Here is a 23,952-nt window from a genome sequence, read left to right as displayed (position 1 = left end):
GACCGCGAAAGGCATCCCTTGCCAGGATCGCGAACCAGACCACGACATGCACCGTAAGGGCAAAGTCCATGGACAGGTTCGGGAACAAAAGGGCCGGTCAGGGGGCCGCTCCGAAAGGAGCGGCCCTTTCTGATTCCTGGCCCGCATTTCACATGTGCAGTATCACTGGATCGCGCTTCCGCATGGCCGAAAACGGCGCAAGGCCTTTACGCGGAATTGGCGCCGCGCGGTGCATTCTGCGATCTCGGAAAGGTCGGGTGCTGCCTGCCTGCATGCCGGGATTGGAGTCCAAGGGGGGACGGCCCGAGGCGCAACGTCCGAAACGTGAGCAGCGATTTCCCACTATCCTGCGCTCGTCGGAGTGGCAACTTCGGCTCGTCAGATGGACCAGTCACCTTATCGCATTCCGGCAAACTTGGACCGCTTGCAGGTCGCGACCCTGCCCTTGCAGACCGGTTCAGGCCGCAACCTGAAGCCGGTTGCGACCCGCCCGCTTCGCGGCATAGAGCGCCATGTCGGCACTGTGGATCATGTCTTCCACTCCCAGTCCGGCGATATGGTAGACAAGGCCGCAGCTGATCTGCGTCCGGACTTCCTGCCCGAACCGCATGTCCACCGGATCGCTCGCGACCCGGTCTACGATACGATTGCAGATGGCATGAGCGATCTCGCTGTTGTCGGTGTGCAGGAGAATGACGAACTCGTCTCCGCCGAGGCGCCCGACCACGTCAGTGTCGCGCACTTCGTTGACGAGGCGCGCGGCGATTTCCTTTAGAACGGCATCGCCGACAAGGTGGCCAAGTTCGTCGTTGATCGACTTGAACCGGTCGACGTCGATCAGAGCAAGGCTGATGCCGGTGGCCGGCTTGTCCGCGATGGCGGCCTGGAAGCGCTCCATGAAACCCGCGCGATTGAGCACGCCGGTCAGCTCGTCCCTCTGGGCGGCATCGGCCAGTTCACGCTCGCGCAGCTTGCGCCGCGTGATATCGAAAATCGTGGCGATGGAGCCTGCAAACAGGCCCTCGCCGTCATAAGAAGCGGTGAAGGTCGCCTCGATCCAGCGCCCGTTGCCCAGCGGGATTTCGGCGACGGCTTTGCCCTGCGGGTTGTCGATCGCCCTGACGTGGGCGCTCATCAGCGCGTCGGCGCAATCTTCCTGCAAGTCGAGAATATCCTCGCCAACAAGCTCGGCCGCCGGACGGGAGAAGATCGAGGAAGCATCGCCCGCGACCTGGGTGCACCGCCCTGCCGGGGAGAAGTTGACCAGCAGGACCGACGAGCGCTCCGCCAGCAAGTGGATCGCGCGTTCGCGCTCGGCCAGCCTGTCGAGTAGTGAGCGGCGCTCATTGAGCGAAGCCGCGATAGGCATGTTGGTAAGCAGGAGGAAGGCGAGATAGATCTGAAAGAAGGCCGGTTGGACCCAGAAGCCGCGAACCGAGGCAAGCGAAACCGGCCCGATACCGTGCATCGTTGCAAGGGCGCCGATCGCGGCAATCAGCATGACCGCAAGATTGGTCCCCAACCAGCCGAGCCGGAAGGTGACGAGGATCAGTGGCAGAACGGGCACGAACAGCAACGGATAAGTGCTTTGCGCAAATACACCCGCGGTGACGGCGACCACCAGCCCCTGCAGGGCCGCCGTCTTGAGACGTTCGATCCCCGACTTCGATCGGAAGCACTGGAGGTAATGGCCGGCGATCAGGCAGTGGAAGAACGGTGTGAAGATCAGCAAGCCAAGAGCATCGGCGGCGAACCAGATGCCGACCGATTCGCCGATAGGCTGGTCGAACATCAGATAGGCGGTCATCGCCCCGAAGCCGGTGCTGGCAGCAGGCGCGATCAGGCCGGCCGCAAGAATGAAGCTGATCACCGATCTCTTGTCGTGCAGCAGCGAATTGTCCGCGCTGACGATGCGGCGAAACATCCATGCCGCGATCAGGATTTCCGGCAAGTTGGACAGCCCGAGCATAAGCGAACCGATCCCGGCCTCGCGTATGACCACGTTCGCAGCGCCATTACCCAGCAATGCGGCCAGCAGGTAAAGGAGCCATTCCGAGCGCGGGCGCTGCAGCATCATGGCGACCACGACTGCGTTCGCAGGCCAGACCGTGGCAATACTTCCTTCGTGGCTGGTGAGCCTAATCGTCGCAGCAGCCAGTGCGAAATAGAGGCACGCTGCCACAAGCGCCCTGCCCGTCGAACGCAGCGATAGTGCTGCACTGCCTGTTCCTGCGACCCTTCCCATGCCTGCAGTCGATACGCAGCACAGGGTTATCAACGGGTTAAACCGGCCATTTAAGTCTCTGATTTCATGATGTGTTTACTTTTCACACAACCAGATGCCCCCAAGGATTCCGCTTATTTTACAATCGATTGTTTCAGTTTAGCAAAGGCGCATATCCCCGCATGAAATCCGGCAGTTCGAGGCGACGCGCAGCGGGCGACATGCTTAACCGCGAGAAAAATTCGGCTTGGCGGGTGCTCCGGACTGAAATTCTTCCCCGCGATGCCGTAGTTAATGGCCGGAAGCACGAACGCCGGAGCATCGACATGGCCTATCTCGACCACGAACTCGGATCACCGCCGATCCACCGCCGCGAGCAACGCGAACAGGTCGAGATGTTGGCGAAGTTCCGTCGCGACTTCGTGAGTAGCACAGTGCTGCTCAAGGACCTGACGCGCTTCGGCGCGAAAGTCGAAGGAGTCGGCCGCCTCTGCGCCGATGAAGCCGTCAGCCTGGCGCTGCCGGGATGCCGACCGTCTATGGCCTTCGTCGCATGGGCCAACGATCACAGCGCCGGCCTGGAATTTGCCGACCCGCTCGACGGCCAGACCTTCTCCGATCTCGTGGCCCGCTTCGGCCTCGGTCGCAGCGCTGCCAAGGCCGCCTGATCACGAAAAATCCGGGGCGGCCGGGTCGCCTGCGAAGTTTCAGCTTACCGCCGGTTCAAGAACTGAAATCGTCCCTGCATCGGCATCGATTTCGGCCATGACGCCGACCGGCATGCTCACCTGCCCGGCAATATGGCCAATCTGGGCGCCCTGGAATGCAGGAACGCCCAGCCCTGCAAACTGGCGGTCGAGCACTTCGTAGATCGTGAAGTTCGAATAACCGCCCTCGGCATTGCTGCAGCCGGTGCACTGGCCGAAGACGACACCCGCCAGTTTTCCGAGAATGCCTGCAAGGGCCAGCTGCGTCAGCATCCGGTCGATGCGATACTCTGCCTCGTTGGTGTCCTCCAGGAACAGGATCGCGCCGCTGAAATCGGGCAGGTAGGGAGTCCCCACCAGAGCCGCGAGGACGGTAAGGTTGCCACCGATCAATCGGCCACGTGCCTTGCCGCCCCGGAAAGTCCGCACCCGCTCGCTGCGCCGGCCAAGGTAGGTGCCGGCATGCTCGGGCACCGCATATGTCGGCGTCGCCCCGTCGAAAGCCAGTGCGCGGAACGATTCCCAAGCAGCCGGGGGCCAGGACGCCGAGGCGTTCGGTCCGTGAATGCTGGGCACGCCGGTCCGGGCGGCAAAGGCGAGGTGGAGCGCGGTATTGTCGCTGAACCCGGCGAACAGCTTGGGCGTGCGGGCCATCGCGTCGAAATCGAGCCAGGGCAGTATGCGCGCGCAGCCCCAGCCGCCGCGTACGGCCATGATCGCGCGCACCTCGTCGTCGGCGAACATCGCCATGAGATCGCCTGCTCGGTCCTTGTCCGATCCGGCAAGATAGCCTTCGCGATCGAGCATATGCGGCGCAGCCCTGGGCTCCAGCCCCATGGCCCGCACGGCCTCCTCGATCTCCTCCAGCCCGAAGCGGTCGCCGATGAAACCGGCCGGGGCGACGAGGCCGAGCACGTCGCCCCGGCGCAGACGCGGCGGCTTCTGCCTGCTTGGCGCGCCGGTCGGTCTTGCCGGTATCGCAGGGACCGCAATCGTGGCGGCGGCAACGCCGAGGCCCATGAGCGCACCGCGCCGCGAAAGATCGGGGATCGTCATGGCGCAAGCCTAGCCGCAGGAGCCCGGGCAGGCGAGTCCCCGCATCTTCGCAAGAGTTTAATATGATGCGGCTATTCTCTCGACGGAAGCCGATCGAACCTCCATCTAGGATCTATGACCGAAGAAGAAAAGAAGATAGCCGACCGCCGCTTCTACAAGGCGGAGCAGGAAGCCTCGTTCGCCGATCAGCAGGAAGGCACCCTGCAAACCCAGAACCCGGCCTATCGCCTGGCGTTCCAGGACACCGAATTCCTCCTGCGCGACGAACTGCGCCCGGTGCGATTCCAGTTGGAACTGCTCAAGCCGGAAATGCTGCTCGAAGAAGCGAACATCGGCTCGACCCTCGTCATGTACGGATCGGCCCGTATTCCCGCGCCCGACGAGTGCGACGCCCTGCTGGCGAAGGCGAGGAGCGAACAGGAAAGGAAGATCGCCGAGCGGCTAGTCGCCAAGTCGAAATACTATGACGAGGCGCGCAAGCTGGCCCAGCTCGCCAGCAAGTGCGCGGTGGTCGAGAAAGGTATGCGCCAGTTCGTCGTCTGCTCGGGCGGCGGCCCGTCGATCATGGAAGCAGCCAACCGGGGCGCGGCAGACGTCGGCGCCGAATCGCTGGGCCTGAATATCGTCCTGCCGCACGAGCAGGCACCCAACCCTTACGTGACGCCGCGCCTCTCGTTCCAGTTCCACTATTTCGCGCTGCGCAAGATGCACTTCCTGCTGCGCGCCCGCGCCGTCGCAGTGTTCCCGGGCGGGTTCGGCACGCTCGACGAGTTCCTCGAACTGCTGACGCTGGTCCAGACCGGCAAGATGAAGCCGATCCCGATCCTGCTCTACGGCCGCGAATTCTGGGAGCGGATCATCAATTTCGAGGCGCTGGCCGAAGAAGGCACGATCAATGCCAGCGACCTCGACCTGTTCCACTGGTGTGAGACCGGCGAGGAAGGCTGGACCCGGATCCGCGAATTCTACGACCTCGACTGCGGCTAGGAGCCGGCGTCGATCAGCGGACCGCGTGGTGTCCCATCGGTCCATTGCCCGCGCCGAATTCCGGCGCATTGAGCAGGGCTGCGCGCACGAAATCGCGGGCATCCTCGATGGCTTCCTCAAGTGTGCAACCCTGCGCGAGAAACGTCGCGATGGCGCTGGACATCGTGCAGCCGGTGCCATGGTTGTGCCGCGTGTCGATGCGCGATCCTTGCCAGACGACAGGCTCGTGGCCCGGCACGATCAACCGGTCCTCGACTGTTTCGCCTTGGGCGTCGCCACCTTTGGCAAGGTATGCCGCCCCGCGCGATGCCATTGTCTCGGCCCCGCCCAGTGCTGCCAGTTCGCCGATGTTCGGCGTCGTCAGCGCGGCAAGGCGGATCAGCCGTTCGAACGCAGCCACCGTTTCCTGGTCAGTCAGCGTCGATCCGCTCGTCGATACCATGACCGGATCGAAGATTACCGGCACATCAAGCCCTTCCAGCCGATCCGCAACCAGTTCCGCAATCGAGGCCGAGCCGAGCATGCCGATCTTCACTGCGTCGACACCGATGTCGGTAATGCAGGCGTCGATCTGCGCGCCGACCAGCTCGGGAGACAGCGGCTCGATCGCCTGAACGCCGAGCGTGTTCTGCGCAGTGATCGCGGTGATTGCGGTCATGGCATAGCCGCCAAGCACGGTGATCGTCTTGATGTCGGCCTGGATGCCAGCGCCCCCCGAACTGTCGGAACCGGCAATGGCAAGGATACGAGCTGGCTTCATGGAATAGTCTCGGCCGCACGCCCACGGGCAGGCTCAGGGCGAACGGGTCAGGTGTCGCTACAAGGCCCCAAAGCGTGCCGAGCCTGTCGCTGCACCTGCGGGGGGAAGTCCTCCCTTAGGCCTTATACTGCCTCTGCGTCGAGGGGGGATGCGCCGCGTGGTGTTTTTTCGCGCGCGTCGGGCGATCGGTCAGTTCGCCCCCGCAGTTGGGGCACAAGTCGTCAAGGTCGTCCGCGCACTCGGCGCAGTAGGTGCATTCGAAGCTGCAGATGAAGGCGCCGGGCGCCTCTGCCGGCAGATCGGCGCCGCAGCGTTCGCAATCGGGGCGCATTTCGAGAGCCATCAGGCAGCCGCCTCTTCCACGGCAGAGCAGATCGAGGCGACCGCTGCCTCGACATCGCCGGCATCGTCGCCTTCGGCCATGACCCGGATCACCGGCTCGGTACCCGATGGGCGAATCACCAGTCGGCCCTTGCCCGCAAGCGAAGCCTCGGCATCGGCGATGGCGGCCTTGACCCGGTCCACTTCCAGCGGCTTGCCGCCCGCGAAGCGCACGTTACGCAAAAGCTGGGGCACCGGATCGAACAGGTGCAGCAATTCGCTGGCCCGCTTGCCCGACTTGACCAGCGCGGCGAGCACCTGCAGCGCGGCGACGGTGCCATCCCCGGTCGTCGCATGGTCGAGCAGGATCATGTGCCCGGACTGTTCGCCGCCGACATTGTAGCCTGCGCTGCGCATCTTCTCGAGCACGTGGCGGTCGCCGACCTTGGTCCGTACGAGATCGAGCCCGCGCCCCTGCAGGAAGCGTTCGAGCCCAAGGTTGGACATGACCGTGGCCACCACGCCACCGCCGGTCAGGCGGCCCTGCTTCGCCCACTGGCTGCCGATCAGCGCCATGATCTGGTCGCCGTCGACCGTCTGGCCCTTCTCGTCGACGACGATCAGGCGGTCGGCATCGCCATCGAGGGCAATGCCGATGTCCGCGCCGGAAGAGACCACGGTTTCCTGCAACAGCTCGGGATGGGTCGAGCCGCAGCGTGCGTTGATGTTCTTGCCATTGGGATTGACCCCGACCGCGACGATTTCCGCGCCCAGTTCCCAGAACGCCGATGGGGCGACCTGGTAGGCCGCGCCATTGGCGCAATCGATCGCGATTTTCAGCCCGTCGAGGCGAATGTCCTCGGGCAGCGAGCGCTTGACCGCGTGGATGTAGCGACCGCGCGCGTCGTCGATGCGGCGGGCCCGCCCGATATCCTCGGCATCGGCAAGCGCAAGGTCCTGCCCGAGCATTGCCTCGATCGCCAGTTCGTCCTCGTCGGAGAGCTTGTACCCGTCCGGGCCGAACAGCTTGATGCCATTGTCCTGGTAGGGATTGTGGCTGGCCGAGATCATCACCCCAACGTCGGCGCGCAGTTCACGCGTGAGCAGGGCCACCGCGGGTGTCGGCATCGGCCCGAGCAGGACCACGTCCATGCCCACACTGGTAAATCCGGCGACCATCGCGTTCTCGAGCATATAACCGGACAGGCGCGTGTCCTTGCCGATCACCACGCGGTGCCGGTGATCGCCGCGCAGGAAGCGGCTGCCTGCCGCCTGTCCCACTTTCATGGCGGTGGCGGCGGTCATCGCCCCCTGGTTGGTGCGCCCGCGAATGCCGTCGGTGCCGAAGAACTGCTTGCCCATGCTCAAAGATCGCTATCGAATGTGTTGTCGGACTTGCCCATGCGGGCAAATTGCCATGTCGCGCAACTTCGTTAATGTCTGTTGCACCACAAGGCCAGCCATTGGTGCAATCCTGAGCAACGAGACTTCCCGAACAGGCAGCGCATCACGGATGCCCGAGATCCGCGTTCCCGGCTTGTTGACGCTGGCCGGTCTCGTCGCGGGTCTGGTCTGCGGCGCGCTGCTGGCACACTCGCCGGAGATGGACAGCGCACTTGCGATTGCCGGACCGGTGGGCTCGCTGTGGCTGCAGGGCCTGAAGATGACGATCCTGCCGCTCGTCGCCGGACTGCTGTTCACCGGCATCGTGGAGACAGCCGCCGCGGCCCGCGCCGAGGCCATGGCGAAGCGCACGATGGCCTTCATCTTCGGCTCGCTGGCTTTCAGCGCCTTCGTCGGCGCGACAGTCATGCCGCTGCTGCTGTCGTTCAGCCCGCCGCCCGAAGGCGTCGCCGTGCCCGGAACCCAGGCTCCGCCCCAAGTGCCCGGCATCGGCGACTTCCTGCTGTCGATCATGCCGACCAATGTCGTCACCTCGGCCGCGAACGATGCGCTGCTTCCCGTCATCATCTTCGTCGCCCTGTTCGCCGTCGCTTCCTTGCGGCTCGACGAGGCGCCGCGCCGGCAGCTGGCCCTGCTGTTCGAAGGAATGGCCGGGGCGATGATGGTCCTGATCGGCTGGGTCCTGAAGGTCGCGCCGGTCGGCGTCTTCGCGCTCGGCTTCAGCCTTGCCGCGCGCAGCGGTGTCGCCGCGATCGGTGCGCTGGCGCACTACATCGTCCTGGTCAGCACTTGCGGCGCGGTGTTCCTGCTCCTTGCCTATCCGCTTGCCGCCGTGATCGCGCGCAAGCCGCTGGGCCGGTTCGCCGCAGCGGTCCTGCCCGCGCAAGTCGTCGCCATTTCCACCCAGTCCTCGCTCGCCAGCCTGCCCACGATGCTCGCGTCGTGCCGCCGCCTGGGCGTGGCGACGACGACAGCCGAGTTCGTCCTGCCGCTGGCCGTGACCATCTTTCGCGCGACGAGCCCGGCGATGAACGTCGGCGTCGTCATCTATGCCGCGCACCTGGCCGGGGTGGACCTGCATCCCGGCGCCATTGCCGCGGGCGTCTTCGTCGCCTTCCTCACCACTTTCGGGTCGGTCTCGCTGCCCGGCACGGTCAGCTTCATTGCTTCCACCGCGCCGATCGCCGCGGCCATGGGCGTGCCGCTCTGGCCACTTGCAGTGCTGGTCGCGGTGGAAATGCTGCCCGACATCATGCGCACGGTCGGGAACGTGACCATGGACGTTGCGGTTACGGCCAGCGTAGATATCTCTCGGCAGAGCGCACCTGCCACGACAGAGGACTAAATCTGGGGCTACTGGCTTAGGGACGATACCCGATCTTGCCCCCGCGAGAGTCTCGACCTAGAGGGCCCGAAAACTCCCATCACTGCAGGAAACCACCGCCATGACCGATTCCGTCCAGATCCGCCGCGCACTCTTATCGGTGTCCGACAAGACCGGCCTTGCGGAACTCGGCAAGGCGCTGGCCGACCGCGGCGTCGAACTCGTCTCGACCGGCGGCACCGCCAAGGCGCTGCGCGATGCCGGCCTGACCGTCAAGGACATCTCGGAAGTCACCGATTTCCCCGAAATGATGGACGGCCGCGTCAAGACGCTGCACCCCAAGGTCCACGGCGGCCTGCTGGCGGTGCGTGACAATCCCGAGCACGCCAAGGCCATGGCCGACCACGAAATCGGCGCCATCGACCTCGTCGTCGTCAACCTCTACCCCTTCGAGGCGACCGTCGCCAAGGGCGCGGACCGCGACACGATCATCGAAAACATCGACATCGGCGGCCCCTCGATGGTGCGTTCGGCGGCGAAGAACCACGCCTACGTCACCATCGTCACCGACCCCAGCGACTACGAAGGCCTGCTCGTCGAGCTGGAAGCGACCGACGGCTGCACCACGCTGCCCTTCCGCAAGCTGATGGCCGCACGCGCCTTCGCCCAGACCGCCGCCTACGATTCGATGATCTCGCAGTGGTTCGCCTTTGCCGACCAGGGCCAGACCTTCCCCGAGAAGCTCGCCGTCAACGGCCGCCTCGTCACGGAGCTGCGCTATGGCGAGAACCCGCACCAGAAGGCCGCGCTCTACACGCCGGTCGGCCCCTACACCAAGGGCCTCGCCCAGGGTGAGCAGGTGCAGGGCAAGGAACTGTCCTACAACAATTACAACGATGCCGACGCCGCCTTCGAACTCGCGGCCGAGTTCAAGGGCCAGGACCCGGCCGTCGTCATCGTCAAGCACGCCAACCCTTGCGGCGTCGCTCAGGGCAAGTCGCTGCTCGAGGCATGGGAAGGCGCCCTGGCCTGTGACGACGTCTCGGCCTTCGGCGGCATCGTCGCGGTCAACCAGACGCTGGACGGCGCCACGGCCGAGGCGATCTGCAAGATCTTCACCGAAGTCGTCGTCGCTCCCGATGCCGACGAGGACGCCCGCGCCTTCTTCGCCAAGAAGAAGAACCTGCGCCTGCTGCTGACCGGCGACCTGCCCGATCCGCGCCGCGGCGGCCTTTCCGTCAGGCCGATCACCGGCGGACTGCTGGTGCAGGGCCGCGACAATGGCGCGATCGGCTTCGACGACCTCAAGGTGGTGACCGACCGCGAACCGACCGACCAGGAACTGAAGGACTGCCTTTTCGCCTGGACCGTCGCGCGCCACGTGAAGTCGAACGCGATCGTCTATGCCAGGGACGGCGTCACCGCCGGCATCGGCGCAGGCCAGATGAACCGCCGCGATTCCTCGCGCATCGCCGCGATGAAGGCCGCCGAGGCCGCCGAGAAGTTCGGATGGGACAAGCCGCGCACGGTCGGCTCGGCTGTGGCTTCGGACGCATTCTTCCCGTTCGCCGACGGCCTGCTCGCCGCAGCCGAAGCAGGTGCTACCGCCGTGATCCAGCCGGGCGGCTCGATCCGCGACGATGAAGTCATCAAGGCCGCCAATGAGGCAGGTCTGGCGATGGTCTTCACCGGCATGCGCCACTTCAAGCACTGATAACGGGGCCGGGACGGCCATGTGGCTGCACTGGCTCGGACCCCTTCTCGGACTGGCATTCCTTGCCGGTCTGGCTTCCGCTGCCGTGCTCCTTCGCCTTGGCAAGGTGCACGGCAGACGGCGTATCCTCGCCACTGCGGCGTTGCCTTTCGGATGCCTCGCGGTCCCGCTGCTCGGCCTGTCGATACTGGCCGTCGCAGGCTGGGCATTCCGCCCCGGCTGACCGCGCCAACATCCAAAGGGACAGAAACCGGCGCGCAGCGGTGCTGCGGCTTTCCCTGCCTCGATTGTTTCCTCCATTCATCGCACGCGGCGCGCAATTGATCGCAGCATCATGCGAAATGTGGGTTTATTCACTGGACCGAAAGCACTTTAGCGGCATGTGGGCCGCATCGAAATCGAACTACGGATTGCTACGCAGGACATGGGACTCTTCAAGGCCGACTTCTACCGCTTCTTCGCTCTCGGGTTCGCCGGGGGCGCACTGCTGGTGTTCGGTTCCATGAATCTGCACCACAGCGCTTCGCTGGCCGACAACATCGTCCCGCCGGCCGAGGCCGCGACGACGCGCTGAGGCCCGGCGCCGGGCAGGCCGGAGCCTCGTGCCCGCCCGCCGCGATTGCTTCCGGCCGCTTCCGGCCCCATATTGCGGCCATGGCGACACGACACGTACATCACGAACATTCGGGCGAAGGCCTCGTCAAGGCTGCGCAGTCCGCGCTTCTCAAGGCCGGCGAGCAGTGGACCGAAATGCGCGCCGACGTCTTTGCCGCACTGGCAGAGCATGACCGGCCCGCCTCCGCCTACGACCTCGCCGAAAACGTCTCGGCGCTGCGCGGAAAGCGCGTCGCGCCCAACAGCGTCTATCGCATCCTCGACCTCTTCGTGCGCACCAACCTGGCGCGCCGGGTGGAAAGCGCCAATGCCTATGTCGCCAACAGCCACCCCGGCTGCCGCCACGACTGCATCTTCCTGATCTGCGACTCCTGCGGCCAGATCGTCCATATCGACGACGACCGTCTGACCGGCTCGCTGATCGCCGCGGCCCGCGATGCGGGCTTCGCCGATGTACGCCCGGTGGTGGAACTGCGCGGCACTTGCGCGGCCTGCAGCTGACCCGGCGCATTCGCACCGCCATGCGCCAAGCCCCTCGCAGCCTTGCGAAGTTGTCCGCCATGCGGCAGGGCTGGGTATTCGACTCCCGCCCGCAATCCGTGTAGACACGATCCATGACCGCCAACCCGGCAACGCCCCTCCTCGACACTGTCGATACGCCCGTTGACCTGCGCAAGCTCAAGCCCGCGCAGTTGCGCCAGCTCGCCGACGAGCTGCGCGAGGAAATGATCTCCGCCGTCGGCCAGACCGGGGGCCACCTCGGCTCCGGCCTCGGCGTCGTCGAGCTGACAGTGGCGCTCCACTACGTCTTCAACACACCTGAGGACCGGCTGGTCTGGGACGTGGGCCACCAGGCCTATCCGCACAAGATCCTCACCGGACGGCGCGACCGTATCCGCACCCTGCGCCAGGGCGGAGGCCTGTCCGGCTTCACCAAGCGCAGCGAGAGCGAATACGATCCGTTCGGCACCGCGCACAGCTCCACCTCGATCTCGGCGGCGCTGGGCTTTGCCATCGCTAACAAGCTTTCGAACCAGCCGGGCCGCGGGATTGCCGTGATAGGCGACGGAGCGATGAGCGCCGGCATGGCCTACGAGGCGATGAACAACGCGCGCGAGGCGGGCAACCGCCTGGTCGTGATCCTCAACGACAACGACATGTCGATCGCGCCGCCGGTGGGCGGGCTTTCCGCCTATCTCGCGCAGCTCGTTTCCTCGCGCCCGTTCCTCAACATCCGCGATTTCGCGCGCAAGGTTTCGCGCCGCCTGCCCGAAGCGCTGCACCGCGCCGCGAAGAAGACCGACGAATTTGCCCGCGGCATGGCGATGGGCGGCACCCTGTTCGAGGAACTGGGCTTCTACTATGTCGGCCCGGTCGACGGCCACAACCTCGAACAACTGATCCCGATTCTCGAGAATGTGCGCGATGCCGCCGAGGGCCCGATCCTGATTCACGTCGTTACCAAGAAGGGCAAGGGCTACGCCCCGGCCGAGGAAGCGGCGGACAAGTATCACGGCGTTCAGAAATTCAATGTCGTCACCGGCGAGCAGGCCAAGGCACCGGCCGGTCCGCCCAGCTATACCGGCGTCTTCGCCAAGGCCCTGATTGCCGAGGCCAAAGGCGATCCGCGCGTCTGCGCGATCACGGCGGCGATGCCTTCGGGCACCGGGCTCGACAAGTTCGCCAGCCAGTTCCCCGAGCGCAGCTTCGACGTCGGCATTGCCGAACAGCACGCAGTGACTTTCGCCGCCGGGCTTGCGGCCCAGGGCATGCGACCGTTCTGCGCGATCTACTCGACGTTCCTGCAGCGCGCCTTCGACCAGGTCGTGCACGACGTCGCGATCCAGAACCTGCCGGTGCGCTTCGCCATCGACCGTGCCGGCCTAGTCGGTGCGGACGGCGCAACCCATGCCGGATCGTTCGACGTGACCTATCTGGCCACCCTGCCCAACTTCGTGGTCATGGCCGCCGCCGACGAGGCGGAGCTGGTGCACATGGTCCACACCGCCGCGCAGCATGACAGCGGCCCGATCGCCTTCCGCTATCCGCGCGGCAACGGCACCGGCGTCGCCCTGCCGGAAAAGCCGGAAGTGCTGGAGATCGGCAAGGGCCGTATCGTCAGGGAAGGCACCAAGGTCGCCCTGCTTTCGCTCGGCACCCGTCTGGGCGAGGCATTGAAGGCAGCCGACACGCTGGAAGCCAAGGGCCTGTCGACCACCGTCGCCGACCTGCGTTTCGCCAAGCCGCTCGACAGCGAACTGATCCGCAAGCTGATGCTGAGCCACGAAGTCGTCGTTACGGTCGAGGAAGGCTCGATCGGCGGCCTGGGCGCCCACGTCCTCACCATGGCGAGCGACGAGGGCCTGACCGACAATGGCCTCAGGATTCGCACCATGCGCCTGCCGGACGTGTTCCAGGATCACGACAAGCCCGAGGCGCAGTACGACGAGGCCGGGCTCAACGCCCCGCAGATCGTCGACACCGTGCTCAAGGCGCTGCGCCACAACAGCGCGGGCGTGAACGAAGCGCGCGCCTGAGCCGCGCCGCCCCTTACCCCTGTACCGCTGCCCCCCTCACCCTGAGGGTGACGAACTGAGGGTGTCGAAGGGAGGGCACCGTGCGCCCGTGCTTCGACAGGCTCGGCATGAGCGGATGAGGCGACCCCCAGAACCATTCATCATTGCGAGCGGCCACAGGTCGCCCGCCATGCCGAACCGCTTTACCAGTCGTAGGCCTTGGGCAGGTACGTCCTGTCGAGGTCCTTGTAGCGTTCCTTCAGGCGGCTCTGGTGGTTGTCCAGCGGCTGCTTTACGCCGTCGATCCACACTTCCAGCGGGGCCGAGGACAGTTCCAGCGGATCGCCGTCCCAGACCACCACGTCGCCAACCGCGCCGGGCGCAAGCACGCCGGCGCGCATGTGGCCGTTGCGGCCGTCCATGCCGCTGATCTCAGCCGGGATCGAAGTGATCGCGGCCAGTGCCTCTCCCCAGCTCAGGCCTGACGCGCCGGGGATCTTGTTCAGAGCGACAAGATTGCCCGCCTCCTGGGGCGCGTACCGAGGCTGGTTGTCGTTCGCGAGCATGCCGATGGCAACCTTTACGCCCGCCCGCTTCATCCGGCCGACGTTGGACTGAGTGGCGGCGATGCGGTCGAACTGGGCCGGCAGGTCGTTCAGCGCCGTGGCAATCACCGGCACGCCTGCCGCCGCGATCTCGTTGGCGACGAGCCAGCCCTCGCTCGCGCCGACCAGCACGAGATCGAGCTTGGGAAACTCGCGCTTCAAGGACAGCACCGAACGGATGTCGGCAGCGCGTTCCACTTCAACGTAGAGCGGCTGGGTCCCGGCGATGACCGGCCCCAAGGCGGCGGCATCGGCGCGCGTCAACATCGCGTCGGACTGGCGGTCCGCGCCCTGTGCCATGGCCGCCACATCCCTCGCCTCGCGCAGGGCATTGCGCAAGGCGACATGGGCCGCGACGCGGCTGCCACCGGCGAGCTTCGCCCCGCCCTCGCCCAGAGCGACGACCTGGAAGGCCCGCGCCTTCGTCACTGCCTCGGGATCGGCACCAAGATCGATCAGTGCGCCTTGGCCGGCGAAGATCGAATTGCCGTTGAACGGCGTCACGCTGGCCCGCGTCACCCCGCCTTCGCGGCTGACCGCGATGTGCTCGTTCGCCGGATTGATCGCCGGGGCCACGTCGAGCGCGGCGTTGAAGGGCGCCTGATCGGATCCGCGGTCATCGCTCTCGCTCACTTCCTGAACATCGAACAGGCCAAGGTCGGTGTAAGTCGCGAAGATACCTGGCGTAACCCATTTGCCACTGCCGTCGATCGCCTCGACGCCCGCCGGCACGGTGACGCCCGCCCCTGCGGCAATGACCTTGCCGCCGCGAACGACGACAGTGCCGCCCTCGATGGGCGCACTGCCGTCGCCGATGGCAAGAGTGGCATTGGTGATGGCAAAATCCTGCGCAGACGCGAGCGAAGGCAGGCCCAGCGCGGCGACACCGGCAAGAGCAGCGGCGACCGTGGAGAGGCGCTTCATTTCACATCTCCTTCACCGGGCTGACCCAATTCGAAGTCGCTCACCGGGCGCCGCTTGGGATCGAGTGCATCGTACATCAGCGCGCCGTCGATCCAGACTTTCTCAGGCCGGGTGTAGACCGAGAGCGGATTGCCGTTCCACAGCACAACGTCGGCCATCTTGCCGGTTTCGAGGCTGCCGGTCCGGTCGGCAACGCCCATCGCCTTGGCCGGGTTGTAGGTGAACCAGCTCACCACCTCGGCATCGGGAATGTCGATACCGATGCGCCGGCCGTCCGCCTGCGCCTTGGCCGCTTCCTGGTTGAGGCGCTGGATGCCGTTTGCACTGTCGGAGTGGATGATCACGCATACGCCTTGCTTCTGCAGCAGGGCTGCATTCTCCGGGATGGCGTCGTAGGCTTCCATCTTGAAGCCGTACCAGTCGGCCCAGACGGCGGCGCAGATGTCGTTCTGCTTGAGCAGGTCGCCGATCTTGTAGGCCTCTACAGCGTGATGGAACGCGGCGACCTTGTAGCCCATCTCCTTGGCCATATCGATCACCAGCGCCATCTCGTCGGCACGGTAGCAGTGGTTCTGCACGAGGATATCGCCGTCGAGCACGCCGACCAGAGTCTCGTTGGCAAGGTCGCGGTCGCGCTCCTCGTCCTTGGCGTATTTCTTGGCATCGAGCCAGGTCTGCCGGTCGACCGCGAAATTGCCCATGCGGGTCGAGGGTTTCTGGCCCTTCGATCCATAGACGCGCTTCGGATTCTCGCCGCAGGCCATTTTCAGCGAATAGGGCGCGCCGGGGAACTTCATTCCCTGCACCGTCAGGCTCGGCACGTTCTTGAGCGTGACCGAACGCCCGCCCATGAGATTGGCCGAGCCGGGCAGGACCATCAGCGAGGTAACCCCGCCATTGGTGAGGGCGCGGGTGAAACCGGGGTCCTGCGGCCATACCGAGTGCTCGGCCCAGACTTCGGGCGTGGTCGGGCTGGTCGCCTCGTTGCCGTCGGCCAGGGCATCGACGGAGGGCGAAGGATAGTCGCCCAGGTGCGAATGCGCGTCGATCACGCCGGGAGTGACGAACTTGCCCGCGGCATCGATGCGCGTGTAGCCATCCGGCACCGCGAGATCGGACCCGCCCACGGCGACGAGCTTGCCGTTCTCGAACAGCAGCGTGCCGTTGTCGATGCGGCCGCCGCGCCCGTCATAGACCGTCGCGCCGACCAGTGCCGTGGGCCTGCCGGGGTAGGGTTTGTAGGTCGAAGGATAGGGCGTCTCGGCTGCCGCTTCCTTATCCTTGTCCTTCTTCCTGGCCAGCGCGTCGCCGCTGGGCAGCGCGAGGGCGAGGCCCAGCGCAAGCACACCGGTCCATGGCCGCAATGCGGGCGGTACTTTCATGACAAAACCCCTGTTCACCCAAAAAAGCGGCCCGGGCGTTTCCACCCGGGCCGTCGCATTCCTGTCGTTCAGGTCGGCCGGTTTTCCGGGTGCATCCCGGCTTCCTGTGCCTCGAGCCCGACTTCGCCTTGCCCGACCAGACCATCGCCATGATCGCGGTCTTCCAGCGTATCGAGATGCATCCAGCGCTTCACGATCGGAGAAAGGAGGAGGACGACGATGGCAATGCCGATCGTAACCCAGCCGATCTTGCTGTAGATCGCCAGCGTGAGGTCCTTCGACATCTCGCCGCTTTCGCCGCCGGTCGCCTCGCCGATCCGTCCGGCCACGAAGTTGCCTACCGCGGTCATGTAGAACCATGCGCCCATGATGAAGCTGCCCAGGTGCGCCGGTGCCAGCCGCGTCATGGCCGAGAGGCCGACGGGCGAGAGGCACAGCTCGCCGGTGGTGTGCAGCAGGTAGATGAGGAAGACGAAGACGACCGAGGTCATCACCGCCGGATCGCCGGTGCCCGCGCCCCAGACGAAGACGAGGAAGCCAAGGCCGACCTGGATCAGCGCAAGGCCGAACTTGGCCGGGGCCGAAGGCTCCAGCCCGCGCTTGGCGAGGATCTGCCAGAGACCGGCGAAGAGCGGCGCGAAGAGCACGATGTAGATCGGATTGATCGACTGGAACAGGCTGGTCGGGACGCCGCCACGATCGACATACTTGTCGGTGTAGAGGCTGAGCGATCCGCCCGCCTGCTCGAACAGGCCCCAGAACACGGGGTTCAGCGCGATCAGGAAAAGGATCGCGAAGATCCGCTCACGCGGTTCCTTGGGCAGCTTGAAGGCTTCGTAGAGCGTATATGCAAGCATCGCGACGCCGGTGATGATCAGCAGGTTCTGGATCACGTCGACGTACTGGATCAGAAACCAGATCACCGCGACTGCGGCAATGCCGGTACCGTAGAGCTTGAACTCGTTGTTCTTCTGCAGCGGCCTGGGCGGCTCGCCCTGCCCCAGCAGCGCCGGTTTGCCGACAACGAAGATGATCAGGCCCAGCACCATGCCAATGCCGGCAAGGCCGAAGCCCCAGGACCAGCCGATCGTCTCGCCCAGGTAGCCGACGAGGATCGTGCCGAGCGCGGCGCCAACGTTCACGCCCATGTAGAAGATCGTGTAGGCCGAATCCCGCCTCGCATCGGTCATCTTGTAGAGCTGGCCAACGATCACCGAGATATTGGCCTTGAGGAAGCCCGAGCCGACGATGATCAGCGACAGCGCCAGCCAGAACACGTTGATCGCCGGGTCCGCCTGTTTGACGGCCGGATCGGCAACGCCCTGCATGCCTTCCCAGGCCATGAACAGGTGGCCGAGCGCCAGGACGACGCCGCCGAACAGCACCGCCTTGCGCTGGCCAAGCCAGCGGTCGGCGAGGTAACCGCCCAGAACCGGGGTAATATAGACGAGGCTGGTATAGCCCCCGTAGATCAGCGAGGCGTCGCCGTCGTTGAACAGCCAGAACTTCGTCAGATAGAGGATCAGCAGCGCGCGCATGCCGTAGTAGGAGAAGCGCTCCCACATCTCGGCATAGAACAGCACGAACAGGCCACGGGGGTGGCCGACGAATTCCTCGCTCTTGCGCGTGGCGATGAGGCCGCCGATGGCGAGCGTAGCGAACAGGGCCAGAGCAGCGATTGCCGCAATCCAGTCACCCTCGTTCCAGTTTGTTATGTCCTTCATGCGACCTCTTGTGGCCTTTCCTTGACGGCAGAGAAGGTATGAAGCGGGGCAAGGTAGCGGACAAAACGAGGGTGTAAATGGGGGGCACCCGCGACAGGGCCCGCGCCGCCCTGTGCTTTAGGGTGCATTCTAAGGGATTACTGCTAAGCCATTGCGCATAAAGCCGTGGAATGGCATTTTCTCTTTTCGCAATCGGCAAAGTTCACGAAATTTTGTGATTCGCCCAAGCCATGAAGATTTTTTTGGGGGGACGTTGAAATGATCAGGTCGGAACTGCTGCAGGCCCTGGCCAAGGACAATCCGGAATTGCGAACCGAAGACGTCGAGCGCGCGCTCGATACCTTCTTCGACGAGATCGCGCAGCGCCTTGCCGATGGCGGCCGCGTCGAACTGCGCGGCTTCGGCGCATTTTCCACTCGCCACCGCGACAGCCGCAAGGGCCGCAACCCGCGCACCGGCGAAACCGTGGAAGTTCCCGAGAAGAAGGTGCCGTATTTCAAGCCCGGCAAGGAAATGCGCGCCAAGCTGAACGTCAGCTAAGGCGCGCACGGGCGCACTTCGACGGACCTGTCATCCCCCGCAGGCCGAGCCCGTCGAAGCTAACCCCTTGTTCCCTTGCCGAATCCCGCGCTCACGCATAATCGCGCGCGACGCGGATTTTCTGCTGGCTGCGTTCGGGAACCCACTTGATGGTGGGCGCAGGACGCCCCTTGTCCACCTGGATCAATGCCGCGCCCGGCGCATCGATATCGGCATTGTAGATGGTCACAGTCGCCGGCACGCTCGACTGGAAGTAGAGGACAGGCGCCTTGTTGGTCGCTCCTGCACGAACCACCGGACTGTCGAGCACGTAGTTCGGGCCGCTTCCTCCCACGAACGAGAAGTGCCCGATCCAGCCGGTGCCGCCGCGCTTCACCGGATTCTCGCTGCGGCAGTTCTTGAGCGTGCCGCTGTTCCAGAGCCGGTAGTTGAGCTTGTTCCCGCTGGCGAAGCAGCCTTCCATGTAGACCTCCTGCGACTTGGTATCGAAGCCGCCATCGCTCGACCCGGTCGCCACGCAGGAATAATAGCGGATCTTGCTGTTTCCGCGCTCGTCCGAGAATCCGTCGCCATTCCAGTACTTGTCCGAAGGGCGCTGGGTTTCGCAGAAATCGTGCGCCTCGACGCGGCGATAGACGATGTCGTGCGCTTCATCGTCGAGCGCGAAGCCGACGCAGTAGTTCGCGCATTCGCCATTGCCACGCGCGACGACGTCCTCGATCAGCCCGCGCGTCGAACCGTAGCGGATTCGCATGAAGTTGCGGGCCAGCCGGGCGGCATTCACCCGCCGGACGGTAAAGTCGCTGACCGGGGCAGGCACATCGGGATGGTTCCACGACCAGTTCTCGATGAAGCGGTACATGTTGGCGACCTGGCAATCCTCCACCGTGACGTTCTGCGTCGTCGTGTGGAACAGGCGAATCGCGCCATTGCCAAGGTCGAGAAAGTAGCAGTTGCGAATCAGCGTGTTGCTTTCCGCCTTTATCGCCGTGCCGCCATCAGTGCCCGAACCGCCGGGCGAACGCGTGCCCCGGAACGTGCGGCCGTCAATGATGGTGAGGCCCGAGGTCTGTGCCTGCAGCAGGGAAGGCCTCAGAACGATACCGGCGGCGGCGGTTCCGATCAGTCCACGGCGCGTGATCAGTCCAGTCATGCAATTCCATCCTTTCGTTACGACGAGAGGGCGGGGGGCCTACCGAGAGGTGAACATAGCACGTTGATATTTCTTTAAGTTTAGGCGTTATGTTGCAATTAACCTTACGTCACCGAAAGCTCGCGAGACCGCGCTTTGCGGCTGCGCCGACAAATCCCGGGCAACTGCTGCAGGCGGATTGCGCAGCGCAGCGCAGCCAGCTAGGACCCATGATCCTGCGACGTGCGGACGTGGCGGAATGGTAGACGCTGCGGACTTAAAATCCGCTTGGGTATCCCAGTGCGGGTTCGAGTCCCGCCGTCCGCACCACAAGATCGCCTACGTAACTGCGCTCATACCGGCATTTACCGGATTGAAACCATGCGAAGGCGATACAACCGGACTGCAATTGACTTCGGCAATGCAGATCGTAGCAACAGGTGTCGCCAGAGCGCGAGTACCATGGGGGGTACGCTCGCAATGAAATACCCGGGAATTCTGTCCGAGCCCGAGGCAGGTCAAATCGACGACTACAACGAAAAGCGCGTTCAGCCGCGCTTTGCGCTCATGCTGCGCAGCGCCAAGCTCGTCGGCCCCAGCGGGGAATTTCTCTGCATCGTCAGGGACGTTTCCGAAAGCGGCGCGAAACTGAAGATCTTCCATCCGGTCATCAGCGACGAGCCGCTGGCGCTCGAAATCGCGACAGGCGAACGCTTCGGTATCGAGAAAGTCTGGGAAAGGGACGGCGAAGCCGGCGTCCGCTTCCTCGATTCGGTCGACATCATGCGTTTCATCGCTGAAGCAGGCCCCTTCCCCAAGCGTCCGGTCCGGATCAGGGTCAACCACGATGTGACCCTCGCCTTCGCCGGGACGACTGCCCCGGCAACGTTATGCGACCTGTCGCGCCAAGGCGCGCGCATCGAAACCCCGCAGCATCTGGCGATCGGCCAGACGATCCGGATCAGCGGAGACCACCTTCCCGAGTTCGAAGCCACCGTGTGCTGGCGCAAACATCCCGCCTATGGCCTGGTCTTCCGCCAGCTCATGAGCATGGAAGAACTGGCCCAGCGCGTCTATCGCATGCAGCTTCAGGGACCTGCGGCGGCCTGAGCGGATCGGCCTGACAGGGAATCAGGCGGGGCGGAACTTCATCGCCGCGCCGTTCATGCAAAAGCGCTTGCCGGTGGGCTTGGGTCCGTCGTCGAAGACATGACCGAGGTGCCCACCGCACTTGGCGCAATGCACTTCGGTGCGCGGATAGCCGAGCTTGTAGTCGGTCGAGGTGCCGACGGCGCCGGCCAATGGCTTCCAGAAGCTGGGCCAGCCGGTACCGCTGTCGAATTTCGTGGCCGAAGAGAACAAGGGGTTGCCGTCCGCCGCGCAGACGAACGTGCCCTTGCGATGTTCATCGTTGAGCGGTGAGGAATAGGGCCGCTCGGTGCCCGCCTCGCGCAGGATGTGGAACTGTTCGCGCGTCAGGCGCTTGCGCCATTCCGCCTCGCTGTAACTGACCGGATAGGCCTTCGCTTCGGCATCGCCGCTGCCGCAAGCGGTCAGCACCGGCAGGGCCGCGCCCATTCCCAGCCAGGCAAGCAGTCGGCGGCGAGAAGTAGCGAGCGGCATCCGGTTTCTCCTGTTGCAGGCACGGCAGGGCAGCTGCGGGTCGGCGCAGACGGCCTCGAGATCGGGACATACCTCGCGAATTCAATACGCAGCCTTAATGAAGGGTCCTCAGACCGCTTCCGACGCGTTCGCCGAAGCGCGGCGCAGGAGCCCCCTGAAGCCGCCGCGCCGGTCCGAGCGCCCCGGCCCGGATTTCATCACCCGGCGCCTGAACAGTGCCGAGCCGAAACGCACCAGCAGGCCTACCCAGATCATCTGCCAGATCACCGCGAACAGGTGCGGGGACAGCGCCGGGTCCTGCGCGGCGCGCGCCAGCATCGCGAAAGGCGAGCTGAACGGAAAGAACACCGCTGCCACTTCCATGAAGGAGCCCGGCTGGGTCATCGCGAAGCTGGCGAAGAAGAAGACGAGAAGCTGCAGCATCGTGACCGGCATCGACAGGGTCTGGACCTCGCGCACGGTCGTTGCCATCGAGCCGATCGCCAGGAAGACCGAGCCGAGAAGCAGGTAGGCCATGGCGAAATAGACGATGCCCAAAGCCATGAGCATCGGCCAGCCTACCGCCGGATCCGGCAACTGCGGGACGGCCGTTCCGGCCGCCACATAAAGCGCCGCCCCGACTGCACCCCAGACGGAGATGCCGACGAAGGACACCCCGAGCATGGCGAAGAGCTTGCCGAAGAAGACCGATTCCATCGGAATCGCCGCGGCCAGCACCTCGATGATCTTGTTGCCCTTTTCCTCGACGAGGTTGGACAGGACCATGCCCGCCAGCATCATCGTGAGCAGGAACAGCAGCATCTGCGCGGACTGGGCAGTCCTGAGCTGGCCCTTGCGTTCATTGGCGTTGCTGGTCACAGTCCGGTCCAGCCGCACTTCGGGCAAGGCCCGTTCGCGCGGCGCAAGCGCTTCGGAGGCGATGAGCGCCACCTGTCCCCGCCAGCGTTCGATCTGGTCTTCCGGGCCGGTGAGGACCGGCGCCTGCGGCGTGCCCGAGAGCACCGCCGCGATATTGGCCCTGCCACCGTCGACGATGGTGCGCGGATCGAACCGTTCTCCCGGCTCCAGTCGTCGCAGGATCACGAAATCGGGCAGGAGATTGCCGATATTGGTCGCCAGTCGGTCCCTTGCCGCCCGCATCGCCTCTGCATCGTCGCCCTGCATGACAATGGCGACATGAGGATTGTCCGCCGTCTGCTGCACACGCTGGCCGACGCTGCCGGCCAGTCCACCGACGATGAGCGGGAACAGCGGGCCGAGCAGAAAGAAGAAGAAGGTCCGGCTCATCAGGATCGCCACGAAGTCACGCCGGGCAACGACCCATGCAGCGCGGGTGATCGACAGTCTGCCGCGGGGACGGGTCATCGGCGCAATTCCTCGGGCTTTTCCTGTTCCAGCGCCCGGGCCGCAGCCTCGCCGGCAATCGCGACGAAGGCGTCGTGAAGCCCCGCCCGCTCGATCGAGAGCGAGAGGATGCCGGCTTCGCCTTCGATCAGAGCGCGCAGCAGCGGCTCTATCCCGGTATCGGGCAGCGAGAAGAACCAGAAGCTGCCTTCATGGCGCGCATCGGCAGGCAGCGCGGCGCGCCACGGACCGTCCTGCGCACGGGTCTCCAGCCGGACCTGCGCGGGAATCCGGTCGCGCGCGACGTCAACCGGTCCGGCAAAAGGCACCTTGCCCCCGGCGATGATTGCCACTTCGTCGCACAGCCGCTCGGCATGGGCGATGACATGGGTGGAGAAGATGACCGTCGTCCCGTCCTGCGCAAGGCCGTGCATCATGCGTTCGAGCTTGCCCTGATTGAGCGCATCGAGCCCCGAGAACGGTTCATCGAAGATCACCAGGCGCGGCTTGTGGACGAGCGTCCCGAGGATCTGCACCTGCTGCGCCATGCCCTTGGAAAGCTGCCGGATCTGCCGGTCGGCGGCATAGCCCAGACCATGCTGTTCGAGCAGTTCGCGCCCGCGCCGGCGGCCTTCCTTCAGCGGCAAGCCGCGCAGGGCGCCGACGAAGGCGATCGCATCCACCGCCTTCATCGCGGGGTAGAGACCGCGTTCTTCGGGCAGGTAGCCGATGGCATGGGCAACGTCATGCGGTCGATCCGCACCCAGGATGCGGCGATAGCCCCGGTCGGGGTCGATGATGCCCAGCAGCATGCGCAGGGTCGTCGTCTTGCCTGCGCCGTTGGGGCCGAGAATGCCGTAGACCGCGCCGCGCGGCACGGTGAGATCGACGCCGTCGACCGCCGTTACCCCGTCGAAACGCTTGACCAGTCCCCGCGCCTCGATGGCGAGCGGCCCGAAGTCAGGCCCATCGGCACAGGCAGCCTGGTCATTGCCCGCCACTCGCCAATCTCCTAGTGCGACATTCATGGACGCTCTCCTGCGGTAACCG

General features: G+C 65.0%; 22 protein-coding genes and 1 tRNA gene. 11 read left to right on the top strand and 12 right to left on the bottom strand.

The window, feature by feature from the left end:
- Positions 1–457: 457 nt before the first annotated feature.
- Complete coding sequence (locus PP1Y_RS07285; protein ID WP_232512571.1) at positions 458–2,182, bottom strand: diguanylate cyclase; 1,725 nt, start codon at positions 2,180–2,182, stop codon at positions 458–460.
- 368 nt (positions 2,183–2,550) lie between these two features.
- Here PP1Y_RS07285 and PP1Y_RS07280 point away from each other — a divergent pair, with 368 nt between their 5' ends.
- The gene (locus PP1Y_RS07280; protein ID WP_013831655.1) at positions 2,551–2,892 is read left to right on the top strand and encodes a hypothetical protein; all 342 of its coding nucleotides are present in this window, start codon (positions 2,551–2,553) and stop codon (positions 2,890–2,892) included.
- A 39-nt stretch (positions 2,893–2,931) separates the two neighbouring features.
- Here PP1Y_RS07280 and PP1Y_RS07275 read toward each other — a convergent pair whose 3' ends face one another.
- Positions 2,932–3,987, bottom strand: a complete 1,056-nt coding sequence (locus tag PP1Y_RS07275) for an LD-carboxypeptidase (protein WP_173364723.1) — start codon at positions 3,985–3,987, stop codon at positions 2,932–2,934.
- Between the two features lie 114 nt (positions 3,988–4,101).
- Here PP1Y_RS07275 and PP1Y_RS07270 point away from each other — a divergent pair, with 114 nt between their 5' ends.
- The gene (locus tag PP1Y_RS07270; protein ID WP_013831653.1) at positions 4,102–4,974 is read left to right on the top strand and encodes an LOG family protein; all 873 of its coding nucleotides are present in this window, start codon (positions 4,102–4,104) and stop codon (positions 4,972–4,974) included.
- Between the two features lie 13 nt (positions 4,975–4,987).
- Here PP1Y_RS07270 and thiD read toward each other — a convergent pair whose 3' ends face one another.
- The 3 genes from thiD to glmM form a co-directional block, all read right to left on the bottom strand.
- Entirely contained in the window at positions 4,988–5,734 is a 747-nt protein-coding gene (gene thiD, locus PP1Y_RS07265) for a bifunctional hydroxymethylpyrimidine kinase/phosphomethylpyrimidine kinase (RefSeq protein WP_013831652.1), read from the bottom strand.
- Positions 5,735–5,849: 115 nt separating this feature from the next.
- Positions 5,850–6,077, bottom strand: a complete 228-nt coding sequence (locus tag PP1Y_RS07260) for a DUF1272 domain-containing protein (RefSeq protein ID WP_041558657.1) — start codon at positions 6,075–6,077, stop codon at positions 5,850–5,852.
- Entirely contained in the window at positions 6,077–7,417 is a 1,341-nt protein-coding gene (gene glmM, locus PP1Y_RS07255; protein ID WP_013831651.1) for a phosphoglucosamine mutase, read from the bottom strand. The genes PP1Y_RS07260 and glmM overlap by 1 nt, the downstream gene beginning before the upstream one ends.
- A gap of 151 nt (positions 7,418–7,568) precedes the next feature.
- Here glmM and PP1Y_RS07250 point away from each other — a divergent pair, with 151 nt between their 5' ends.
- The 6 genes from PP1Y_RS07250 (at position 7,569) to dxs (ending at position 13,649) form a co-directional block, all read left to right on the top strand.
- On the top strand, positions 7,569–8,804 hold the full coding sequence (locus tag PP1Y_RS07250; protein WP_051009993.1) for a dicarboxylate/amino acid:cation symporter: 1,236 nt from the start codon (positions 7,569–7,571) through the stop codon (positions 8,802–8,804).
- Between the two features lie 100 nt (positions 8,805–8,904).
- Entirely contained in the window at positions 8,905–10,497 is a 1,593-nt protein-coding gene (gene purH / locus PP1Y_RS07245) for a bifunctional phosphoribosylaminoimidazolecarboxamide formyltransferase/IMP cyclohydrolase (protein ID WP_013831649.1), read from the top strand.
- Positions 10,498–10,516: 19 nt separating this feature from the next.
- Positions 10,517–10,720, top strand: a complete 204-nt coding sequence (locus PP1Y_RS07240) for a hypothetical protein (RefSeq protein ID WP_007012808.1) — start codon at positions 10,517–10,519, stop codon at positions 10,718–10,720.
- Between the two features lie 159 nt (positions 10,721–10,879).
- A complete protein-coding gene (locus tag PP1Y_RS07235) occupies positions 10,880–11,071 on the top strand; it encodes a hypothetical protein (protein WP_013831648.1) in 192 nt (63 codons plus the stop codon).
- Between the two features lie 80 nt (positions 11,072–11,151).
- Positions 11,152–11,613, top strand: coding sequence for a Fur family transcriptional regulator (locus tag PP1Y_RS07230; RefSeq protein WP_013831647.1), 462 nt, complete (start codon positions 11,152–11,154; stop codon positions 11,611–11,613).
- A gap of 113 nt (positions 11,614–11,726) precedes the next feature.
- Entirely contained in the window at positions 11,727–13,649 is a 1,923-nt protein-coding gene (dxs, locus tag PP1Y_RS07225; protein WP_013831646.1) for a 1-deoxy-D-xylulose-5-phosphate synthase, read from the top strand.
- A 182-nt stretch (positions 13,650–13,831) separates the two neighbouring features.
- Here the strand turns inward: dxs and PP1Y_RS07220 are convergent, their stop codons facing one another.
- The 3 genes from PP1Y_RS07220 to PP1Y_RS07210 form a co-directional block, all read right to left on the bottom strand.
- The gene (locus tag PP1Y_RS07220; protein ID WP_013831645.1) at positions 13,832–15,157 is read right to left on the bottom strand and encodes an amidohydrolase family protein; all 1,326 of its coding nucleotides are present in this window, start codon (positions 15,155–15,157) and stop codon (positions 13,832–13,834) included.
- Positions 15,154–16,539, bottom strand: a complete 1,386-nt coding sequence (locus PP1Y_RS07215) for an amidohydrolase (protein WP_013831644.1) — start codon at positions 16,537–16,539, stop codon at positions 15,154–15,156. Before PP1Y_RS07215 ends, PP1Y_RS07220 begins: the two co-directional genes overlap by 4 nt.
- A gap of 68 nt (positions 16,540–16,607) precedes the next feature.
- Entirely contained in the window at positions 16,608–18,263 is a 1,656-nt protein-coding gene (locus PP1Y_RS07210) for a peptide MFS transporter (RefSeq protein ID WP_007012802.1), read from the bottom strand.
- A 258-nt stretch (positions 18,264–18,521) separates the two neighbouring features.
- Between PP1Y_RS07210 and PP1Y_RS07205 the strand changes: the two genes are divergently transcribed.
- A complete protein-coding gene (locus PP1Y_RS07205; RefSeq protein ID WP_013831643.1) occupies positions 18,522–18,803 on the top strand; it encodes an integration host factor subunit beta in 282 nt (93 codons plus the stop codon).
- A 91-nt stretch (positions 18,804–18,894) separates the two neighbouring features.
- Here PP1Y_RS07205 and PP1Y_RS07200 read toward each other — a convergent pair whose 3' ends face one another.
- The gene (locus tag PP1Y_RS07200) at positions 18,895–19,956 is read right to left on the bottom strand and encodes a hypothetical protein (RefSeq protein ID WP_013831642.1); all 1,062 of its coding nucleotides are present in this window, start codon (positions 19,954–19,956) and stop codon (positions 18,895–18,897) included.
- Between the two features lie 224 nt (positions 19,957–20,180).
- Between PP1Y_RS07200 and PP1Y_RS07195 the strand changes: the two genes are divergently transcribed.
- A tRNA-Leu gene (locus PP1Y_RS07195) sits at positions 20,181–20,265 on the top strand.
- A 150-nt stretch (positions 20,266–20,415) separates the two neighbouring features.
- Positions 20,416–21,045, top strand: coding sequence for a PilZ domain-containing protein (locus PP1Y_RS07190; RefSeq protein WP_013831641.1), 630 nt, complete (start codon positions 20,416–20,418; stop codon positions 21,043–21,045).
- Between the two features lie 21 nt (positions 21,046–21,066).
- Here the strand turns inward: PP1Y_RS07190 and msrB are convergent, their stop codons facing one another.
- The 3 genes from msrB to PP1Y_RS07175 form a co-directional block, all read right to left on the bottom strand.
- Positions 21,067–21,558 carry a peptide-methionine (R)-S-oxide reductase MsrB gene (msrB, locus tag PP1Y_RS07185; protein WP_013831640.1) on the bottom strand — a complete coding sequence of 164 codons (492 nt, stop codon included), beginning with the start codon at positions 21,556–21,558 and terminating at the stop codon, positions 21,067–21,069.
- A 108-nt stretch (positions 21,559–21,666) separates the two neighbouring features.
- Positions 21,667–22,923: an ABC transporter permease gene (locus tag PP1Y_RS07180; RefSeq protein ID WP_013831639.1), complete on the bottom strand. Its 1,257-nt coding sequence runs from the start codon at positions 22,921–22,923 to the stop codon at positions 21,667–21,669.
- Entirely contained in the window at positions 22,920–23,930 is a 1,011-nt protein-coding gene (locus PP1Y_RS07175; protein WP_013831638.1) for an ABC transporter ATP-binding protein, read from the bottom strand. The genes PP1Y_RS07180 and PP1Y_RS07175 overlap by 4 nt, the downstream gene beginning before the upstream one ends.
- Positions 23,931–23,952: the final 22 nt, after the last annotated feature.

The sequence above is a fragment of the Novosphingobium sp. PP1Y genome (assembly GCF_000253255.1).
Taxonomy (GTDB): Bacteria; Pseudomonadota; Alphaproteobacteria; order Sphingomonadales; family Sphingomonadaceae; genus Novosphingobium.
The sequence above is the reverse complement of the archived record's forward strand: the minus strand, read 5'-3'. Positions and strand labels throughout refer to the sequence as shown.

Bases quoted from the DNA above. Each gene is read 5' to 3' on its own strand.
- PP1Y_RS07280 (WP_013831655.1), top strand. From the start codon at position 2,551: ATGGCCTATCTCGACCACGAACTCGGATCACCGCCGATCCACCGCCGC.
- PP1Y_RS07275 (WP_173364723.1), bottom strand. From the start codon at position 3,987: ATGACGATCCCCGATCTTTCGCGGCGCGGTGCGCTCATGGGCCTCGGC.
- PP1Y_RS07270 (WP_013831653.1), top strand. From the start codon at position 4,102: ATGACCGAAGAAGAAAAGAAGATAGCCGACCGCCGCTTCTACAAGGCG.
- thiD (WP_013831652.1), bottom strand. From the start codon at position 5,734: ATGAAGCCAGCTCGTATCCTTGCCATTGCCGGTTCCGACAGTTCGGGG.
- PP1Y_RS07260 (WP_041558657.1), bottom strand. From the start codon at position 6,077: ATGGCTCTCGAAATGCGCCCCGATTGCGAACGCTGCGGCGCCGATCTG.
- glmM (WP_013831651.1), bottom strand. From the start codon at position 7,417: ATGGGCAAGCAGTTCTTCGGCACCGACGGCATTCGCGGGCGCACCAAC.
- PP1Y_RS07250 (WP_051009993.1), top strand. From the start codon at position 7,569: ATGCCCGAGATCCGCGTTCCCGGCTTGTTGACGCTGGCCGGTCTCGTC.
- purH (WP_013831649.1), top strand. From the start codon at position 8,905: ATGACCGATTCCGTCCAGATCCGCCGCGCACTCTTATCGGTGTCCGAC.
- PP1Y_RS07240 (WP_007012808.1), top strand. From the start codon at position 10,517: ATGTGGCTGCACTGGCTCGGACCCCTTCTCGGACTGGCATTCCTTGCC.
- PP1Y_RS07230 (WP_013831647.1), top strand. From the start codon at position 11,152: ATGGCGACACGACACGTACATCACGAACATTCGGGCGAAGGCCTCGTC.
- dxs (WP_013831646.1), top strand. From the start codon at position 11,727: ATGACCGCCAACCCGGCAACGCCCCTCCTCGACACTGTCGATACGCCC.
- PP1Y_RS07220 (WP_013831645.1), bottom strand. From the start codon at position 15,157: ATGAAGCGCCTCTCCACGGTCGCCGCTGCTCTTGCCGGTGTCGCCGCG.
- PP1Y_RS07215 (WP_013831644.1), bottom strand. From the start codon at position 16,539: ATGAAAGTACCGCCCGCATTGCGGCCATGGACCGGTGTGCTTGCGCTG.
- PP1Y_RS07210 (WP_007012802.1), bottom strand. From the start codon at position 18,263: ATGAAGGACATAACAAACTGGAACGAGGGTGACTGGATTGCGGCAATC.
- PP1Y_RS07205 (WP_013831643.1), top strand. From the start codon at position 18,522: ATGATCAGGTCGGAACTGCTGCAGGCCCTGGCCAAGGACAATCCGGAA.
- PP1Y_RS07200 (WP_013831642.1), bottom strand. From the start codon at position 19,956: ATGACTGGACTGATCACGCGCCGTGGACTGATCGGAACCGCCGCCGCC.
- PP1Y_RS07190 (WP_013831641.1), top strand. From the start codon at position 20,416: ATGAAATACCCGGGAATTCTGTCCGAGCCCGAGGCAGGTCAAATCGAC.
- msrB (WP_013831640.1), bottom strand. From the start codon at position 21,558: ATGCCGCTCGCTACTTCTCGCCGCCGACTGCTTGCCTGGCTGGGAATG.
- PP1Y_RS07180 (WP_013831639.1), bottom strand. From the start codon at position 22,923: ATGACCCGTCCCCGCGGCAGACTGTCGATCACCCGCGCTGCATGGGTC.
- PP1Y_RS07175 (WP_013831638.1), bottom strand. From the start codon at position 23,930: ATGAATGTCGCACTAGGAGATTGGCGAGTGGCGGGCAATGACCAGGCT.